This window comes from Gordonibacter sp. 28C, from assembly GCF_003339845.1.
GTDB lineage: Bacteria > Actinomycetota > Coriobacteriia > Coriobacteriales > Eggerthellaceae > Gordonibacter.
The window spans coordinates 458,737-477,141 of sequence record NZ_PPTR01000001.1 but is presented as its reverse complement, the minus strand read 5'-3'; the positions used below and the strand labels follow the sequence as shown (position 1 = coordinate 477,141).

Below are 18,405 nucleotides of genomic sequence, written 5' to 3'. Positions count from 1 at the left end.
CCGTCGTTGGTTTTCCGGCTTCGCCGGAACGGGCGCTCTGGAGAGCGCCCCTACGAGGCGACCGGGAAAGCGGCATAGCCGCAGCGGCGCAGCGGCGCTGGCGCCGCCCCCGGCATCCGCGCGCCTTACAGCCGCGTCGCCTTCCCCACCGTCACCTGGTCCGCGCTCACGGGGGTGCCGTCGGCCAGCACATGGCTCGGCAGCAGCTCCAGCAGCGGCTGCACCACGAAGTCGCGCTCGAGGGCGCGCGGGTGCGGCAGCGTGAGCAGGTCGTTGTCCGTCACGTAGAGCTGGTAGTCGATGATGTCCAAGTCGCAGGTGCGCGGGCCGTTCTCGATCTCGCGCACGCGGCCCAGGCTGTTCTCGATGGCGTGCAGGTAGCCCAAGAGCTCCTTGGGCGCCAAGCCGGTGCGCAGCAGCGCGACGGCGTTCACGAACGTGTCCTGGTCCAGGTAGTAGGCCGGCTCGCTCTCGTAGAAGCCGGAGATGTCGATGATCTGCGAGTCGGGCAGCGCGCACAGCTCCGTGACGGCCTGGTTCAACAGCGCGATCTTGCCCTCGCGCTCCTCGCCCGGCTCGGCCACGAGCGGCACGTTGCAGCCCAGGCCCAGCAGCACGTAGGGGCGCAGGTCCTTGAGCGCCTTGACCGTTTCGGCCACGTTATGCGTGCGCACGACGTTCGCGCCCAGCTCGCAGGCCATGAGCGCCTCAGCGGCCGAGGCGTGGTCGCGGTCCTTCGGCTCGTCGATACGGTAGGCGTAGCCGATGTAGCTCTTGCGCGAGAGCGCCGCCATCACGGGATAGCCCAGCCGCGCGAATTCCTGGAAGTTGCGCACGAGCTCGATGGTCTGCTTCGGCGCCTTGCCGAAGCCGGGACCGGGGTCGATGCAGATGCGGCCCCGCGCGATGCCCGCCGCCTCCAACGCGGCCGCGCGGTCGCGCAGGTAGTCGCGCACGTCGTTCACCACGTCGTCGTACACGGGGTCGTCTTGCATGGTGGCCGGCTCGCCCCGCATGTGCATGACCACGAGGCCGGCTTCGCAAGCGCGCGCCACCTCCACCATGGCCGGGTCGCGGAAGCCGGACACGTCGTTCACGATGGACGCCCCCGCCTCCACGGCGGCGCGGGCCACCTCGGGTCGGCGCGTGTCGATGCTCGCGCACACGCCGCGCTCGGCCAGCGCGCGCACCACCGGCAGCACCCGGGCCAGCTCCTCCTCCACGCTCACGGGCGCGGCGCCCGGACGGGTGGACTCGCCGCCCACGTCCACGATGGCGGCGCCTTCCTCCACCATGCGCTCAGCGTGCGCGAGCGCGGCTTCGGGCCCTTCGTGCTCTCCGCCGTCGGAGAAGGAATCGGGGGTAACGTTCAAGATGCCCATGACGATGGGCATCTTGGTGTCGAACTCAAACGAAGCGCAGCGCCAGATCATCTACTTCTCTCCGTCGCCTTTCTTGTCGTCCTTGCGCTCGGCAGACTTGCCGTCGCCCATCATCTCGCGAAAGCCCTTCTCCAGCTCGCCCAGGAAGTCGTTCGACCCTTCGGCGCGCTGCTCGCCGGCGGGCGCGGAGGGCGTCGAGGCGTCCGGTGCCGGAATGCCCTCGACGCGGTCTTCCTCGGCGGGCTCGCGGAACGGGGGGTTCGGGTTCTGGTCGCCCGGCTCCACCGGCTCCTCTTTCCAGTTCGGGTCGGCGAGCTTCGCGTCGCGGGCGCGGGCGGCGGCCTCTTCGGCCTCCTTGCGGGCGTTGATCTCGCCCTCGTGCTTCAGGTACTCGTCCCACGTGTTGTCGAGCAGGGCCTGGCAGGCCTCGCCCTCCACGGTCTCGCGCTCCAGCAGAACGCTGGCCATGAGGTCCATCTGCTCGCGATGGGCCACCAGAATCTCGTAGGCGCGGTCGTGCGCGTCCTTCATGATGCGGGCCACCTCGTCGTCGATGCGCTTGGCCGTTTCCTCGGAGTAGTCCTGCGTGTTGCCGTAGTCGCGGCCCAGGAACACCTCGTGGTTCGGCTGGCCGAACACCTGTGTGCCCAGCTCGGCGCTCATGCCGTACTGCGTGACGATGGCGCGGGCCATCTTCGTGGCGCGCTCGAGGTCGTTCGAAGCACCCGTGGTGATGTCGTCGCAGAAGATCTCTTCGGCCACGCGGCCGCCCATGAACACGGCCAGCTCGTCGCGCATCTCGCCGAGCGAGTTGAGCACCTTGTCCTCCTTGGGGATGGACAGCGTGTAGCCCAGCGCCCGGCCGCGCGAGATGATCGAGATCTTGTGCACGGGGTCGGCGTGCGGCAGCGTGTGGCCCACCAGGGCGTGGCCGCTCTCGTGGTAGGCGATGGTGTGCTTCGTCTGCTCGTCCAGCACGCGGCCCTTGCGCTCCGGGCCGGCGATGACGCGCTCCATGGACTCGGACACCTCGCGCTGCGTGATGATCTTCTTGCCGCGGCGCGCGGTGAGCAGCGCCGATTCGTTCATGAGGTTCGCCAGGTCGGCGCCCGTGAAGCCCGGCGTGAGCTTGGCCACCTTCGACAGGTCGACGTCGCTGCCGATGGGCTTGTCCTTCGAGTGCACCTGCAGGATCTTCTCGCGGCCCTTCACGTCGGGCGCGTCCACCACGATCTGGCGGTCGAAACGGCCGGGGCGCAGCAGGGCGGGGTCGAGCACGTCGGCGCGGTTCGTGGCGGCGATGAGCACCACGGAGTCGTTGCTCTCGAAGCCGTCCATCTCCACCAGCAGCTGGTTCAGCGTCTGCTCGCGCTCGTCGTGGCCGCCGCCCAAGCCGGTGCCGCGCTGGCGGCCCACGGCGTCGATCTCGTCGATGAAGATGATGGCGGGGCTGGCGTCCTTAGCCTGCTGGAACAGGTCGCGCACGCGGCTGGCACCCACGCCCACGAACATCTCCACGAAGTCGGAGCCGGAGATGCTGAAGAACGGCACGCCCGCCTCGCCGGCCACGGCGCGCGCCAGCAGCGTCTTGCCGGTGCCCGGAGGGCCCACCAGCAGGCAGCCGCGCGGGATCTTCGCGCCCATGGACTGGTACTTCGCGGGGTTCGCCAGGAAGTCCTTGATCTCCTGCATCTCCTCCACGGCCTCGTCCACGCCGGCCACGTCGGAGAACTTCACGTCGGGGCGCTCCTCGATGGACTTCTTCGTTTTCGCCTTGCCGAACGACATCTGCGAGTTGTTCGCCTTCTGCATGGAGTTGAAGAAGAAGAACAGCAGCGCGCCGATGGCGATGATGGGCAGCAGCGTGATGAGGATGTCCACGAACCCGGAGGGCAGGTTCACCTGGTAGGGGATGTTCGGATGCGCGGCCATGAGCTCGCCGAGCGAGTCCTGGCCCACGTAGGTGGACGTGAAGTTGTGCTCGGTGCCCAGCGTGGCCGCGCCCACGTCGGACGTGCCCACGCCGCCGAGCGCCTTGCCCGTGTCGGGGTTCTTGAGCGTGGCCATGCGCGCGTTGAGCGCCTGGATGGCCTCGTTGAACGCGTCGGCCTCCGTCGAGCCCGCCGTGACGGCCGGGTAGTACGAACCGGAAACCGTGTGCCCGCCGGCGTCGTACACGACCCTCGTCACACGGTCCTGTTCCACGGCCTGCACGAACTCCGACGTGATCAAGCCGTCGGTGGGGGTTCCGCTTGCCGACATGTTCATGAACTGCTGGCCCACGAAGAAGGCCACGACCATGAACAGGAGGACCGATATGATGGTCGTCCTGGGACTCGGCTGCTGGAACTGCGGCTTTTTGTTTTTGTTGTCTTGTGCCATAGAGCCTGACTTTCCTTCCCGAACGGCCGACCGCGGTTCCAGGCGAGGGGACCTCCGTCCGCCGCCGCTCGAACCGCTGCCGCTCGCCTGCCTGCGAATAGGCGGCGCCGCTTGGCGCGCCTTCAGTCCGCAGCAGGGACGTCGTTAGTAAACCTCCGGCTTCAGAATGCCGATGTAGGGCAGGTTGCGGTAGCGCTCCGCGAAGTCCAGCCCGTAGCCGACGATGAACTCGTCGGGGCATTCGAATCCGATGTATTTGCAGTCGATCTTAGCCTGCGCGCGCGTCTGCTTGCGCAGCAGCGTGGCCACCTCCACCGAGGCGGGATGGCGCGACGCCAGGTTTTTCAACAAGTACGTCAAGGTGAGGCCGGAATCGAGGATGTCCTCGGCCACGATGACGTGGCGCCCTTCGATCTCGGACGTGAGGTCCTTCAGGATGCGCACGACGCCGGAGCTCTTGGCCCCGTTGCCGTACGACGAGATGGCCATGTAGTCCATCTCCACCGGCAGCTCGATCTTGCGGGCCAGGTCCGCCATGAAGATGGCCGCCCCGCGCAGCACGGAAATGAGCACGATGCCGTCTCCGTCTGCCGTATGGGCGTAGTCGCGCGTGATGGCGCGGCCGATCTCGCCCACGCGCTCGGCGATTTCCTCTTCGGTGAACAGTACCTCCGCTATGTCGCTATGCACAAGCCTGCATCCTTCGTCGCTTCGTCGCATCCGCGCTCCGCCGACCCCACGCGCCGCGCCGAAGCACGGTAGGTGATCTGCGGCGTCACGCTTACCTTGAATTGGGTTAGTGTACCATTGCACCCCGCATAAAAGGCGACAAGACGGTAACGCCGGGCGAAGGGCCACGATTTTTACATTTGCCGTGGGAACAGGGCGTATAGGTTGAAGAAAACGAGTGCTCGAGAAGGCGGGACCGGGGCGTCGGGGCGTCTCGGCGACGCTAAGCCACAGGCGCCATCAGGTCGGGGAAGTCTTCCCTCAAGCGGCCGACGGGCAGGCCGATGACCGTGTCCATCGCGCCCTCGACGCGGTCGACGAAGTTGGCCCCGGCGCCCTGGATGGCGTACGCGCCCGCCTTGTCGAACGACTCTCCCAGCTTCAGGTAGGCGGTGATCTCCTCGTCGGTGAGGTCGCGGAACGTCACCGCGGCGCGGTCGACGAACGTGCGGAAGCCCACGGATATCTTCTCCGCCTCGGGCGCGGCCACCATCCACACCGACACGGCGGTGAGCACCTCGTGAGTGCGCCCCGACAGGCGGCGCAGCATGCGCTTGGCGTCTGAGAGGCTCGCCGGCTTGCCGAATATCTCGCCGTCGAGCACGACCATGGTGTCGGCGCCCAGCACGGCGGCGACGCCCAGGTAGTCCTCGGACAGCACCTCCTGCACCACGGCGCCCGCCTTGCGCTCGGCGAGCTTCTTGGCGGCCTCGGGCGGATCGGCCAGAAGGTCGGCGTCGAGCGCCTCGTCGACGTCGGACACGCGCACGGCGAACGCGACGCCCGCGTCCTCGAGCAGCTGCTTGCGGCGCGGCGAGCCGCTGGCCAGGATGAGGTCGATGGCAGGTTGCTCCTGCGCGTCGGCGGCCTGCGCGCTCGGCGCGGCCGCCTCGTTGGTGTTCTGTTCGTTTTCCATGTCCGGTATTGTAGCGCAAGCCGACACGGCCTGGGCCGTGATCTCCGCCTGCGGCGAACGGCGGACGTTCGGTCACGCGGACGATGCGCCCTAGCCCCTCTTGCGGCGGGCGCGGAAGGCGGCCATGGGCTCGATGCGCACACCGTGCTTGTTGGCGCTGACGGCCAGGTCTCCCTGGATGTTGGCCACGTAACCGCCGCGCGGGGCGCCGGCGGCGTCGTAGGCGGCGAGCACGGCCTCCACTGAGGCGGTTTCCACCCGCGCCTCCGACCCCAGCATCAGGCCCAGCACGCGCACGACCGCGCGCCGCTGCATCGGGCGCGGCTCGGCGCCCAACGCGGGCGCCAGCACGCAGCCCGCGCCATGGTCGACGCCCAGGGCCTCGGCTTGCTCAAGCCATGACGCCTGGCGCTCCACCAGGGCCTCTGCCCGCCCTTCCAGCATGTCGTCCTCGTCGGCGACGAGGTTCATGGTGCGGCACAGCACGTCGAGCAGCTGCGGGTTGCGCTCCTTGGCGCGGGGCACGATCTCGTGGCGCACGTAGGCGCGGAAGCGGTCGGTGTGGGCGTTCGTCGCGTCCTCGCGCCAGAGGTTCCCCTCCGCGTCCACGGCCACCGGTTCGCCCGCCCGCTCGCGTTCAGCCAGACAGGAGCGCAGATCGTCGCGGCTCACGTCCAAAAGGGGGCGCACGACCGGCCCGTTGCGGTAGCGCATGGCGCGGAAGCCGCCCGGCCCCGTTCCCACGATGGAGCGCATGTAGAAGCTCTCCACGCGGTCGTCGGCCGTGTGCGCCGTGAAGATGCGCCCGTCGGCGAGCGGCGCGGCCGCATGGAGGCACAGGCTCTCGAGCGCCTCGTTCGCCGCCAGGTAGCGTTCGCGACGAGCTACGGCCTCGACGTTCTCGCCGGTGCGCTCGGCCTCGCGGGCGATGTCTATCTCGCAGGAGAACAGCGGGATGCCCAACAGCTCGGCCAGCTGCGCGACGAAGCGCGCGTCGGCGTCGGCGTCCTCCCCCCGCAGCTGATGGTTCACATGCAGCATGGCAAGCTGCCCCAAGTCGCCGGCCTCGTGCAGTTCGGAGGCCAGGTAAGCGAGCGCCGTGGAGTCCGAGCCGCCCGACACCATGAGCAAAGCCGGCGTATCCGAGCCCCCCAGCGCCCGTTCGGCGAGGGCGGCCCTCATACGGTCGATGACGGCGGGTGCGGACATGATGGCGCTCCTTTCGCGAGTTTCGCACGCGGCAAGCACAACCGCGCTTCCCCGCGATTATACGTCACCGCCGCAAAACCGAGCCACCGGAGGAAAGCGCAAGAGAACGGCGGAGCAAGGGGCGCCGGCACGGGCGCCGACAGCCGACCGCGATTCGCCAAGTGCAAGCGGATGATCGATTTCTGAGCAGATTTTACCGTTGTGCACGGATTTCACCGCGCCAAACGCCTTCAGAGGCGCACCGGCGACAACCTCGGCGATACACCGCCTGCGGTCGAAATATGCGAGCTGGGGAAACGCGACCGCCTTGCCAGCATTCGAACCGCCCCGCATTCCCAACCGTCAATTCTGCTCAGAAAACCGCCTCGCCCATGCACGGGGAGATGCAGAGCGCCGACGAAAAGCGGGCGAAGGCAGTCGAGGCCGCATGCGCCCGCTTCGGCAAGAAGCGGGCGCATGTTCGGGCAGGCGGACGCTCAGACAGAGCAGGCGATCGGACGGGCAAAATGGGCGTCCTGGCGAGCAGGCGTCCGTCCGGACGGGCAGGCGCGCGGACAAGCGGATGGGCGCGAGGGCGGGCGAACGGGCAGGCGGGTGGGCGAACAGGAGCCCGGGCAGGCGCCCTGGTGCACGGGCGCCTGGGTGCGCGGGCAAGCAGACGGGCCCGACCTACTGCTCGAACAGCGGGGTGGAGACGTAGCGCTCGCCCGTGTCCACCGCGAACGTCACGATGGTCGTGCCGCGCGCCTCGGGATGCTCGGCTACCAGCTTGCGCACGGCGGCGGCGTTCGCGCCCGAGGATATGCCCACGAGCAGACCCTCGCGCGAAGCCAGGTCGCGCGCGGCGGCCAGCGCGTCGGGCGTCGGCACGGACAGCGCGCCGTCGAGCGCGTCCAAATCGAGCGTGGCGGGGATGAAGTTCGCCCCGATGCCCTGGATGCCGTGGGATGCGGGCGCGAGCTCCTCGCCGGCCAGCGCCTGCGAGACAAGCGGGCTTTCCGCCGGCTCGACCGCGTAGAACTTCGTGGGCGCTCCCTGGGCGCGCAGGTAGTGGGCCACGCCCGAGATGGTGCCGCCCGTTCCCGCTCCGGCCACCACGTAAGCGGGGAAGCCGCCCAGCTGGCGCACGATCTCGGGGCCGGTGGTCTCCTCGTGAGCGCGGGGGTTGTCGAGGTTCGTGAACTGCCCCACGATCCACGCGCCCGGCGTGTCACGCGCGATCTCCTCGGCGCGCGCCACGGCCCCGGCCATGCCGGTTGCCGCCGGCGTGAGCTCGAGCTTCGCGCCGTAGGCGGCCATGAGGGCGCGGCGCTCGCGGCTCATGGACTCGGGCATGGCTATGACCACGTCGTAGCCGCGCGCGGCTCCGATCATGGCGATGGCCACGCCGGTGTTGCCGCTCGTGGGCTCCACGAGCACCGTGCGGCCCGGCGCGATCTCGCCGCGCTCCTCGGCACGGTCGATCATGCTCTTCGCGGCGCGGTCCTTGATGGAGGCGCCGGGGTTGGCGGCCTCGTACTTCGCGTACACGTCGGCGCCCACGTCCTGCGAGAGCGCGTCCAGCCGCACGAGCGGCGTCTCGCCGATGATCTGCGATACCTGGTCTGCCATTTCAATCTCCTAGCGTTTCAGTAGGTTTTTGCCTATAGTAGCATGCCTTCGTGAAATGGCAAGCTTTCAGCCGCACTATTTCACAAGGTTTTGGCCAGGAACCTCTGCTCGAACTCCTCGGGCGGGCAGGGGCGGCCGAACAGGAAGCCCTGGATGCTGTCCAAGCCCATGCCGCTCACGGCCTCGTACTCCTCGGGCATCTCGACGCCCTCCAGGCACACGCGGATGCCCACGTCGTGGCACAGCTCCACCACGAAGCGGATGAACGTGGCGTCGAACGTGCTGTCCTGGATGTCGCGCACGAACGTGCGGTCGATCTTCACGATGTCGGCCGGCGACTGCTTGAGCATGCCCAGCGCCGCGTAGCCCGTGCCGAAGTCGTCCATGGCCACGCGAACCCCCAGCGCGCGCACGCCGGCGAACAGCCGCTGCGCCGCCTCCTCGCTGCTGGCGAAGCAGCTTTCCGTCATCTCCACCACGAGGTTCGCAGGAGGCAGGCCCGTCAGCGACAGCGCCTCGGCGATGCTGGGCACGAGCTTCACCTCGTCCAGTTGGCGGTACGACAGGTTCACGCTCATGACGAAATCGGGATCGTACGCCCGCCACTGCGCGGCGGTCTCCATGGCGCGGTACAGCACCCAGGCGCCGAACGGCACGATGAGCCCGCTCTCCTCCAAAAGCGGTATGAACTCCAGCGGCGGCACCTCGCCGCAGGCGTCGCAGCTCCAGCGCGCCAGCGCCTCGGCGCCGATGACGCTCCCGTCCGCGGCGCGCACCTGCGGCTGGAACACCAGGCGGAAGCCCTCGAAGTCGTGCTCGATGCTGTCGCGCAGACGCTCCACGAGCTCCAGCGTGCGCGAGCGCTCGGCCAGTATGCTCGGCGAGAACGACACGCGCCGCTTCTTGCCGTGGCCCTTGGCGTACTCGAGCGCGTAGTTCGCGAACTTCACCAGGTCCTCGTAGTTCTCCGCATCGTCGGGATACTGGGCGCAGCCGGCCGAGAGCGTGCAGTAGAACTTCTTGCCCTCGTGCGTTTGCTGGCGACGGAACGCCTGGTGCAGCGCTTGGTAGACGTCGGGAAGGGCGACGGCGTCGTCGCCGCGCGCCACGACGGCGAATTCGTCGCCGTCCAGCCGGTACACGTGCGCCCGCCCCACGAGGGCGCTCTGGATGCGATGCGCGATGATGCGTATGACGTCGTCGCCGAACCCTCGGTCGTAGCGGTCGTTGATGTGGCGCAGGTCGTCGATGCCCAGCACCATGAGGCCCAGGCGCTCGTCGGCGCGCGTTTCCAAGGCGCGGCGCACCGCGCCCTCGAACTCGAACTTGTTGAACAGCCCGGTGAGGGGATCCACCTCGTTCTTCTTCTCGAGGTTGGCGATGAAGCCCGCGAACAGGCAGGGCTCGCCGTTCGCATCCGGCACCACCGTGCCCCGGCAGCGCAGCCACACCCACTCGCCCACGCGGTTGCGCGCGCGGTACTCCACGCAGTGGCGCGTCGCCCGTCCGTCGACGATGTCCTGGTTCGACTCCATGAACGCCTGGTAATCGTCGGGATGCACGTGCGAGCCCCACACGGCGGCCGCGTCGGCGACCACCTGCGAGGGCAGGCCGAACTCCTCCACCATGGGCTGCGGATAGCAGAACACGCCCGTTTTCATGTTGCACACGTACAGGTAGTCGTCCGTGCTGTCCACCAACGCGTCGTACAGCAGGCTCTTGTCGAACTCGAACGCGCGCACGTCCTCCTCGGCCAAGGCGGCGTGGCGCGCAAGGGCCTCTTCGGCCCGCGCCACGCTGCGCCCGATGTGCAGGCGCCGCTTCTGCTCGTACATGCGCTCGTCGGCCAGCGTGAGCACGTCGTTGAGCTCGGCTTCGTCGGCGGGATGCACTTCCACGACGCCGAAGCAGAAGCCCGTTTCCCGCAGATCGCTCTTCACGCGATGCGAGAGCTGGTCGTCGGCGCGCTCCATCTTGCCGCGCGCCTCCGCGGCATCCCCTTCCACCACGCACACGAACTCGTCTCCCGAAAGGCGGAAGGCGAACTCGTCGCCCGAGAGCTGGCCGCGCACGGCATCGGCGGCTGCGCGTAGCACCACGTCGCCCTCGGCATGGCCGAACGTGTCGTTGATCTCTTTGAGGCGGTTGATGTCGAACAGGCACACGCAGAACACGTCGCCCTCGTCGCCCGCACGGCTGAGGCGCGCCTGCAGCCTGCCCTTGCCAATGCGCCGGGTGAGCAGCTCGGTAAGCTCGTCGATGCTGGCCGTTTTCACGTCCGTGATGTCCACGGACTGCTGAAGGTGCGCGAGCGAGCCGTCGACCCAGCGTATGAGGCTGTCGCAGTTGCGGTACACGCGTCCCGTTTTCGAGCTGGTTTCCTCCCACTCGATCACGTGGCCCGGCTCGCCGAAGGCCTTAAGCTTGTCCACCGGGCAGAACGGGCAGCGGCGATCCAGATTACGTTGCAGCGTCTGCCAGCACAGGGCGCCCTCGGGCCGGTCGAGCCCGTAGTCTTCCCGCATGGTGCGGTTCATGTACAGGATCTCGTCGGTGGCGGGATCGGTCACGTACACGTTCGCGCGCATGCCGTCCAGCACGGTGTCCAGCACGAACCGGTAGGCGTCGGCCTGCACGTCGTCCGAAGCCGGCGCCTGTTCGGCGCCATTCTCCGCGTACTCGTCCATGGCTATCGCCCTCCTTCGCGCTCAAGAAGCGCAATCGTCTCGATATGGTCCGTATGCGGGAACATGTCCACCGGCTGCAGCACCCGCAAGCGGTAGCCGCGGCGCTCCAGGTGCCGCACGTCGTGAACCTGCGTTTCAGGATTGCAGGAGATGTACACCACGCGCGCGGGCGCGCACGCCGCCAGCGATTCTAGGAACTCCTCGCTCGAACCGGCTCGGGGCGGGTCCATGAGCACGACGTCGGGCCGCTCCCCCTCGGCGGCCGCCTTGCGCATGAAGGCGCCCGCGTCGTCCACGACGAACCGCGCGTTCTCCACGCCGTTGTGCCGGGCGTTCTCGCGCGCGTCGCGGATGGCCGACGCCACGGAGTCCACGCCCGTGACCTGCGCCGCCCCGTGCTTGGCGGCCACGAGCCCGATGGTTCCGGTGCCGCAGTACGCGTCCACCGCGCGCTCCGTGCCGGTGAGGCCCGCCAACTCCACGGCCTGCCGGTACAGCACCTCGGTCTGCACGGCGTTCACCTGGTAGAACGACTGCGACGAGATGCGGAAGCTCAAACCGCACAGCTGGTCCAGTATGAAACCCGGACCGTACAGCGTCTGCTCGCGCTCGCCCAGGATCACGTTCGTCTGGCGCTCGTTCACGTTCTGCACGATGGTGGTGACGCCCGGGCAGCGCTTGACGAGTTCGCGGCAAAAAGCGCGGGACCCGGGGAACTCCCGACCGTTCGTCACCAGCGTGACCAGCATCTCGCCGCTCGTGTGCCCCACGCGCACCACCGCGTGGCGCAGAAAGCCGCTGCCCGCGTCCTCGCGGTAGGGTTCCATGCCGAAGCGGGGCATGAGGTTGCGGATGGCCAGGATCACGCGCTTGGCCTCCTCGTTCTCCACGAGGCACTCGTCGGTGGGCACGATGCGATGCGAGTGGGCGGCGTACATGCCGCAGAGTATCTCGTGGCGCGGGCGGCCCGCCGCGCGGCGATCGCGCGCGTCGCGGGCGCGGTCGCCGCGCGAGCCCTTGCCCTTGCCGGCCGGCGCCGCACCCGGCAGCTTCTTGCCCGGCGCGTAGGGCGAGACCACCTTGTTGCGGTAACGGTAGGGGTCGTCCATGCCCAGGATGAGACGCAGCTCGGCGCCGTCGATGCCGCCGAACAGCTCGGCCACGCGCGCGTCCTTGCGGGCCAGCTGCTCGGCGTAAGGCTCGTTCACATGCTGGCAGGCGCCGCATGCGCGGGCATGGGGACAGGTTGGCACGGCGTCGGGTTTCTTACCAGACGAGGAATTTCGCATTGTCGTTGCTCCAGTGCACGTCGCGGATATAACGTTGCAGCGCGGCACCGTCGCGTTGCTCGAACAGCCGAACGATCTCGGCATGCTCGTCGTTGGCCTTGCGCAGCAGCGCGTCGAGGTCGGCGGCGTCCACGTTGGCGTACTCCCGTTTCATAAAGTAGCGGTTAAGCTGGTGGACGAACTCGATAAGCCGCGAGTTGCCGCACTTCTCCACGTAGCAGTTGTGGAAGTCGCGCTGCAGGTCGTCGTACTTCTTGTACAGGCCCTTGTCTATGGCGAGCTGCATGGATCCGTGCAGGAACTGCAGCTGGGCGATGTCGTCGTCGGTCATCTCGTTTACGGCCAGAAGCGCCGCGCGGCCGTCGAGGGGCGCTATGACCTCCACGATCTCGCGCGCGCTGTCCTCCGTCACGCGCTTCACGTAGAAGCCCTTGCGCGGCACGTTCTCGAGATAGCCGTCGGCGGCAAGCTGGATGAGCGCCTCGCGCACCGGCGTGCGGCTCACGCCCAGCGCATCGCATATCTGCTGCTCGCTGATTTTATGGTCGTCGCCCAGCGTCCCCCCGTCGATGAGGTCGGCGATGTAGTCGTACACGTGGTCTTTGAGCGACCGGAACTCGTTCGTCATGCTGCCCGCCTGTCAAGCTGTTTCCATGTATACCAATATACCATATCGCTCCCTATACGCTCTTTGAGGAAGGCGGGCAGCTCTTTGCGCTCGGCCACGGCAGATGAGCGAAAGGCCGTGGCGAACGGCATGCCGCGATAGCCGCGTTGAATGCCCGTCCGGTTGGATGCCGCGCAAAGCGCACGAAATCGTTTGCAGTTGCGAGACCCCCCCCCCTGCAAACCCGCGCACCCGCTCGTCCGTTTTCCACGATTTGAAAAAAGTTCTTGTTTCCTCTTGATTGTATACAATATACAGAATACAATATGCGGCATAGCGAGCCGAAAGCTCCACCTCAACGAAAGGACCGTTTTATGACCAAGTTCTCCAACGTCATCGTCCGCCGCCCCGCCAAGTCTATGGACGAGGGCATCACCTCCGCCCCCGAGCTGGGCCAGCCCGATTACGAGAAGGCGCTCAAGCAGCACGACGACTACATCGCGGCCCTCAAGGAGTGCGGCGTCGAAGTGACCGTGCTGCCCGCCCTCGAGCAGTTCCCCGACTCCTGCTTCGTGGAAGATCCCGCGGTCATCACGCGCTGCGGCGCCATCATCACGAACCCGGGCGCCGCGAGCCGCAACGGCGAGAAGGACGAGATCGAGCCCGCCGTGCGCAAGTTCTTCGACGACGAGCACGTGAAGCACATCCAGAGCCCCGGCACGCTGGACGGCGGCGACGTCATGATGGTGGGCGACCACTTCTACGTGGGCCAGTCCGCCCGCACGAACGAGGAGGGCATCCGCCAGTTCTGCGAGATCCTGGAAGGTTGGGGCCTCGAGGGTTCCGAAGTGAAACTGGAGAAGGTCCTGCACCTGAAGACCGGCGTGAACTACCTGGAAGACGGCAACATGCTGGTGTCCGGCGAGTTCGTGACGAAGCCCGACTTCGAGCAGTACAACCGCATCGAGATCCCCGAGGACGAGGCGTACGCCGCGAACTGCATCTGGGTCAACGGCACCGTCATCGTGCCCGAGGGCTATCCCACCGTGTTGAAGGCCGTGCAGGACGCCGGCTACGAGACCATCACGGTCGACACGTCCGAGTATCGCAAGCTGGACGGCGGCCTGAGCTGCCTAAGCCTCCGCTTCTAGCTCTTTTGTCGTCCCCGCTCAAGCTGCTGCCCTGTCATCCAGAGCGGAGCGCCGCCAGGCGCGGAGTCGAAGGATCCCGTGCGGCGACAGCAGAAAGCCTCACGGCTAGCGCCGCGCGGGATCCTTCGTCCCCGCTCCGCGGGGCCTCCCTGCGCCCGCTCCGCGTGCTCGGGAGTTCGACAGTCCACTGGACTGTCGAATGCTCCGCTCGCTCAGGATGACAGGGGTTCGGGACGACAATCTCCAACATCGCCGCATACGGCGCGCTGCGGCTCTGCCCGGCGCGCCGTTTCATTTCTGACGCTCGCACCCTTCGTGCCCTGCGTCCGCACTCCCTGCAACCCCTTGAAAGGAGGGGCCATGTCTCGTGCTGTCTCGAAAAGCGCCGACAAGGGCATGATCATCGACCCGAACGGCCTGAGCCTGTTCCGTCTCACCATGATGGTGATCACCGCGAGCATCTGCGGCGGCATCTTCGCCCTGGCCGGCGACATGGCGGCCGGCGGAGCCAACACCGGCGCCGTGCTGGTGAGCTGGGCCATCTGCTTTGTCGGCGTGTTTTCGCTCATGATGTGCTTCAACGGGCTGTCCCAAGCGCGTCCCGACCTCACCGGCGGCATCTATGCGTACGCCGCCGCCGGGTTCACCAAGTACGTCGGGTTCAACTCGGCGTGGGGCTACTGGATCTCCGCCTGCCTGTCCAACGTGTCGTTCGCCATCCTGCTGTTCTCGGCGCTCGGGTACTTCTTCCACCCGTTCGAGAGCGGAAACAACCTGCTGTCGTGCGTATGCGCGTCCGCTTTCCTGTGGGTGCTCGTGGTGCTGGTGGCCCGCGGCGTGAAGGAGGCGGCCGGCATCAACGTGGTGGTCACCATCGCGAAACTGGTGCCCCTCGCGCTGTTCGTGCTGTCCATCGCGCTGCTGGGCAAGTTCGACCCCGCCATCTTCATGGAGAACTTCTGGGGCGAGGCGGGAGGCCCCGACTTCATGACCCAGGTCGTTTCAACCATGATCGCGCTCGTGTGGGTGTTCACCGGCATCGAGGGCGCCGTGGTCATCTCGGGCCGCGCGAAGTACGCCCGCGACGTCGGCCGCGCCACCGTCATCGGCTTCGCCGCCGTGTTCGTGCTGTACCTGATCATCTCCATCGAGAGCATGGGCATCATGCCCCGCGCCGAGATGGCCGCGTTGGCCACGCCGTCCATGGCCGGCATCCTCGAGCACGCCATCGGACCGGTGGGAGCGGGCATCGTGAACCTGGGCGTGGTGCTGTCGCTTCTGGGCGCCATGCTGGGCTACGTGATCATCGCCGCCGAGACGCCGTTCGAGGCTGCGCGCCAGGGCGTGTTCCCCAAGGCGTTCGCCCGCACGAACAAGAACGGCGCGCCCATCGTCACCGTGCTCATCTCGGCGGGCATCACGCAGCTGTTCCTGATCGTGTCGGTGTTCTCGTCGTCCACGTACCAGTTCTTCTACGCGTGCGCCGTGTCCACCATCCTCATCCCCTACGTGTGCTCGGCCGCGTACTACATGAAGATCGCCTGGAAGCGCGAGTCGCTGCAGCCCGACCAGATCGCGAAGGCGCGCATTTTGGGCACCGTCGGCTTCATCTACACGGTGTTCCTCGTGTGGGCGGCCGGCCTCGTGGGCATCATGATCACCACGATCCTGTTCGCGCCGGGCATCATCGTGTACGTCGTTGGCCAGAAGGGGCGCGACGAACCGATACTGCCCCACGTGGCCGACAAGATCATCGCCGCCGTCATCGTGGCGGTCATGATCCTGTCGATAGCGCTCATGGCCACGGGAACCATTTCGGTGTTCTAATCCGGCCCGTTCTGCCGGGCGGCAACAAGGAGCGTGGGGGACAGGTGCGTTGAAAGCCGTTCGGACAGGATGGCCTCTCGCACCTTCTCCTTCCGAGGCGGCGAGGCAAACCCGAGGCCGCCGGGCGCGACGGGCGTCCATGCCGCTTTCCCGTTCGTTCGCAACGGCGACGGGTAACGGTTGCAGAAGGAGCGTGTTCCGCCGAGGCATCCATCGTATAATGGGCGGCATCAGCGTTCGCGGCTCGGCCACCCGCATGCGAAGGGTGCGGCGCGAACGACCCGGCCCCCGAAACGAAGGTCGCCCATGAGCAGAAACATGACCCGCAGGTTCTTCGCCGTATTCGCCGCGTTCACCCTGGCGGCATCGCTGGTCGGCATCCCCGTCGGCGCCTATGCGGACGACGGCGCGAACGCAGGATCGTCCTCCCCCATCGTCATCGTGCACACCAACGACGTGCACTGCGCCGTAGACCAAGACGCCAAGAACGAGAACCTGGGGTACGCGAGCCTGGTCTCCTATGTCAAAAACGCCGAGAGCGCGTACGGCAACGCCAACGTGGCGCTGGTGGACGCGGGCGACGCCGTGCAGGGCAGAGCCATGGGCACGCTTACGAAGGGCGAGTACCTCATCGACATAATGAACCAGGCCGGATACGACATCGCCGTTCCCGGCAACCACGAGTTCGACTACGGCATGGAGCAGTTCAACAAGCTCGTGGACAGGGCGAACGCGCAGTACATCTCCTGCAACTTCATGGATCTTCGCACGGGCAAGACGGTGTTCGACGCCTACGCCATCAGGGAATACGGCACCGGCGCGAGCAAGACGAAGGTGGCCTACGTGGGCATCTGCACGCCCGAGACACTGACGAAGTCGTCGCCCGCCAGCTTCAAGGACCAAGACGGCAACTTCGTCTACGGGTTCTGCCAGGACGAGTCCGGCGCGGCGCTCTACGCCGCCGTGCAGAACGCGGTGGACGCCGCGCGCGCCGCCGGCGCCGACTACGTGGTGGCCATCGGGCACTTGGGACAGGCGGGCATCACCGAACGGTGGCGCAGCGACACGGTGGTGGCGAACACGACCGGCATCGACGCGTTCATCGACGGCCACTCGCACGAAGCGTACGAGCAAGTCGTGAAGAACAAGGACGGCAACGACGTGCCCCTGGCGCAAACCGGCACGCAGCTGGTGAACATCGGCGTGCTGACCATCGACCCCGCGACGAGCACCGTTTCGGCCGCCGCCGTGAACGCGGCCGACGGCACCGAGCTGGCCGACAGCGCGGATGCCGACGCAGCGTCGAAGGCCGACGCCGAAGACGGCTTGCTCGGAACGGACGACGGCGACCGCTCCGCCGCGAGCGACGCACCGGGCGGCGGTGCGACCGGGGCCGTTCCTACTGACGAGGGCGACGACCCCGATCCAAGCGCAGAGAATCCCGACGCGGAGAACGGCGCGACGAACGGCGAAAGCGACGCGGAGGGATCGCCCGGCGCAACCAACCTGCGCCCGACGTCCCGTGCAGCCGAGCCCGCAGCCACCTCCAACGACCTCGGCGCGCCCGCGCTCGACACCTCCGCAAACGCGCTCGGCGAATCCCCCGCCGCGACGGCGCCAACCGCAGCCGGCAGCATCGCGGGAAAGCTGGTGAGCGACTGGACCGACCAGGATCCGGGCACGTTGGCGCTGGTCAACAAGCTCGATGCCGAAATCAAGAAGACAACCGGCAAAAAGATAGGCACCTCGGACTACCGCCTGATGGCGCTCTACCCCAACAAGGAATGGGCCGTCCGCGCGCAGGAAACCAACCTGGGCGACTTCGTGGCCGACGCCTACTACGCGTCCGCCGTGCGCGGCGGCCTGCAGGTCGACGCCGCCTTCGTGAACGGCGGGGGCATCCGCGCCGACGTCGAGGCGGGCGACGTCACCTACGGCAACCTCATCGACGTGCAGCCCTACAACAACCAGCTGTGCGTGGCCGAGGTGCGCGGCCAAGACCTGCTCGACGCGCTTGAGATGGGCGCCCGCATGTACCCTGCCCCGCTGGGCGGGTTCCTGCAGGTGTCGGGCATAAGCTACACCATCCGAACCGACGTCCCTTCCTCGGTCGTCACGGACGCCACCAGCAACTTCGTGCGCGTGGACGGCCCGTACCGCGTGCAGAACGTGACCGTGGGCGGACGTCCGCTCGACGTGAGCAAGACGTACCGCGTGGCGTCGCACACCTACTACCTCGAGCAGGGCGGCGACGGCATGACCATGCTCAAGAGCGATGCCGTGACCCTGCTCGGATTGGACAACGAAGCGCTCATCGACTTCATCACGAACGATCTGGGCGGCACGATCGGCGCCGCGTACGCCGACCCGAACGGGCAAGGGCGCATCGTCGTCAAGAACGGCCCCGACTCGCCGGGCGGGAGCGCCCTCGCCAAAACCGGCGACGGTGCCGCAAGCGCTTCGGCAACCGCCTCGGTCGTCGCGCTCTGCGCGCTGGCCGGAGCCCTGGGCGCCGGTCGCGTCGCGCGGCGGCGCGGGGAGCGGGAACAGACTATGCGCGGGTAACGATACCCTGACCGTGCCTAGGAGGTTTCGCCTCGAAATGGTATAGTGGC

The 18,405-nt window shown here is 67.5% G+C and carries 12 protein-coding genes; 3 read left to right on the top strand and 9 right to left on the bottom strand.

Annotation, left to right across the window (positions count from 1 at the left end; all coding sequences use genetic code 11):
* Positions 1-125: 125 nt before the first annotated feature.
* The 9 genes from folP to C1878_RS01890 all read right to left on the bottom strand — a co-directional run bounded on the left by folP (position 126) and on the right by C1878_RS01890 (position 12,833).
* Positions 126-1,433, bottom strand: a complete 1,308-nt coding sequence (folP, locus tag C1878_RS01930) for a dihydropteroate synthase (RefSeq protein WP_114600008.1) — start codon at positions 1,431-1,433, stop codon at positions 126-128.
* Positions 1,434-3,764 carry an ATP-dependent zinc metalloprotease FtsH gene (gene ftsH / locus C1878_RS01925; protein ID WP_114600007.1) on the bottom strand — a complete coding sequence of 777 codons (2,331 nt, stop codon included), beginning with the start codon at positions 3,762-3,764 and terminating at the stop codon, positions 1,434-1,436.
* A 144-nt stretch (positions 3,765-3,908) separates the two neighbouring features.
* Positions 3,909-4,484, bottom strand: a complete 576-nt coding sequence (gene hpt / locus C1878_RS01920) for a hypoxanthine phosphoribosyltransferase (protein ID WP_206749704.1) — start codon at positions 4,482-4,484, stop codon at positions 3,909-3,911.
* 232 nt (positions 4,485-4,716) lie between these two features.
* On the bottom strand, positions 4,717-5,409 hold the full coding sequence (locus C1878_RS01915; protein ID WP_114600005.1) for a nucleoside triphosphate pyrophosphatase: 693 nt from the start codon (positions 5,407-5,409) through the stop codon (positions 4,717-4,719).
* Positions 5,410-5,499: 90 nt separating this feature from the next.
* Positions 5,500-6,618, bottom strand: a complete 1,119-nt coding sequence (tilS, locus tag C1878_RS01910; protein WP_114600004.1) for a tRNA lysidine(34) synthetase TilS — start codon at positions 6,616-6,618, stop codon at positions 5,500-5,502.
* 669 nt (positions 6,619-7,287) lie between these two features.
* Positions 7,288-8,229, bottom strand: a complete 942-nt coding sequence (cysK, locus tag C1878_RS01905; protein ID WP_114600003.1) for a cysteine synthase A — start codon at positions 8,227-8,229, stop codon at positions 7,288-7,290.
* 80 nt (positions 8,230-8,309) lie between these two features.
* Entirely contained in the window at positions 8,310-10,916 is a 2,607-nt protein-coding gene (locus C1878_RS01900) for a bifunctional diguanylate cyclase/phosphodiesterase (protein ID WP_114600002.1), read from the bottom strand.
* Between the two features lie 2 nt (positions 10,917-10,918).
* On the bottom strand, positions 10,919-12,169 hold the full coding sequence (gene rlmD, locus C1878_RS01895; protein WP_241963571.1) for a 23S rRNA (uracil(1939)-C(5))-methyltransferase RlmD: 1,251 nt from the start codon (positions 12,167-12,169) through the stop codon (positions 10,919-10,921).
* Positions 12,170-12,182: 13 nt separating this feature from the next.
* The gene (locus C1878_RS01890; RefSeq protein WP_114600000.1) at positions 12,183-12,833 is read right to left on the bottom strand and encodes a GntR family transcriptional regulator; all 651 of its coding nucleotides are present in this window, start codon (positions 12,831-12,833) and stop codon (positions 12,183-12,185) included.
* Positions 12,834-13,186: 353 nt separating this feature from the next.
* On the opposite strand from C1878_RS01890, the gene C1878_RS01885 reads away from it, so the two are divergent.
* The 3 genes from C1878_RS01885 to C1878_RS01875 all read left to right on the top strand — a co-directional run bounded on the left by C1878_RS01885 (position 13,187) and on the right by C1878_RS01875 (position 18,355).
* Positions 13,187-13,963 (top strand): dimethylarginine dimethylaminohydrolase family protein, encoded by a 777-nt coding sequence (locus tag C1878_RS01885; protein WP_114599999.1) that lies wholly within the window; start codon positions 13,187-13,189, stop codon positions 13,961-13,963.
* Between the two features lie 360 nt (positions 13,964-14,323).
* A complete protein-coding gene (locus tag C1878_RS01880) occupies positions 14,324-15,790 on the top strand; it encodes a basic amino acid/polyamine antiporter (RefSeq protein WP_114599998.1) in 1,467 nt (488 codons plus the stop codon).
* Between the two features lie 306 nt (positions 15,791-16,096).
* A complete protein-coding gene (locus C1878_RS01875; protein WP_114599997.1) occupies positions 16,097-18,355 on the top strand; it encodes a bifunctional UDP-sugar hydrolase/5'-nucleotidase in 2,259 nt (752 codons plus the stop codon).
* The last annotated feature ends 50 nt before the right edge of the window (positions 18,356-18,405 follow it).

Coding starts and splice junctions, on each gene's coding strand:
- hpt (WP_206749704.1), bottom strand. CDS start 4,484: ATGCGACGAAGCGACGAAGGATGCAGGCTTGTGCATAGCGACATAGCG.
- C1878_RS01880 (WP_114599998.1), top strand. CDS start 14,324: ATGTCTCGTGCTGTCTCGAAAAGCGCCGACAAGGGCATGATCATCGAC.
- ftsH (WP_114600007.1), bottom strand. CDS start 3,764: ATGGCACAAGACAACAAAAACAAAAAGCCGCAGTTCCAGCAGCCGAGT.
- cysK (WP_114600003.1), bottom strand. CDS start 8,229: ATGGCAGACCAGGTATCGCAGATCATCGGCGAGACGCCGCTCGTGCGG.
- C1878_RS01915 (WP_114600005.1), bottom strand. CDS start 5,409: ATGGAAAACGAACAGAACACCAACGAGGCGGCCGCGCCGAGCGCGCAG.
- C1878_RS01875 (WP_114599997.1), top strand. CDS start 16,097: ATGAGCAGAAACATGACCCGCAGGTTCTTCGCCGTATTCGCCGCGTTC.
- C1878_RS01900 (WP_114600002.1), bottom strand. CDS start 10,916: ATGGACGAGTACGCGGAGAATGGCGCCGAACAGGCGCCGGCTTCGGAC.
- C1878_RS01885 (WP_114599999.1), top strand. CDS start 13,187: ATGACCAAGTTCTCCAACGTCATCGTCCGCCGCCCCGCCAAGTCTATG.
- tilS (WP_114600004.1), bottom strand. CDS start 6,618: ATGTCCGCACCCGCCGTCATCGACCGTATGAGGGCCGCCCTCGCCGAA.
- C1878_RS01890 (WP_114600000.1), bottom strand. CDS start 12,833: ATGACGAACGAGTTCCGGTCGCTCAAAGACCACGTGTACGACTACATC.
- folP (WP_114600008.1), bottom strand. CDS start 1,433: ATGATCTGGCGCTGCGCTTCGTTTGAGTTCGACACCAAGATGCCCATC.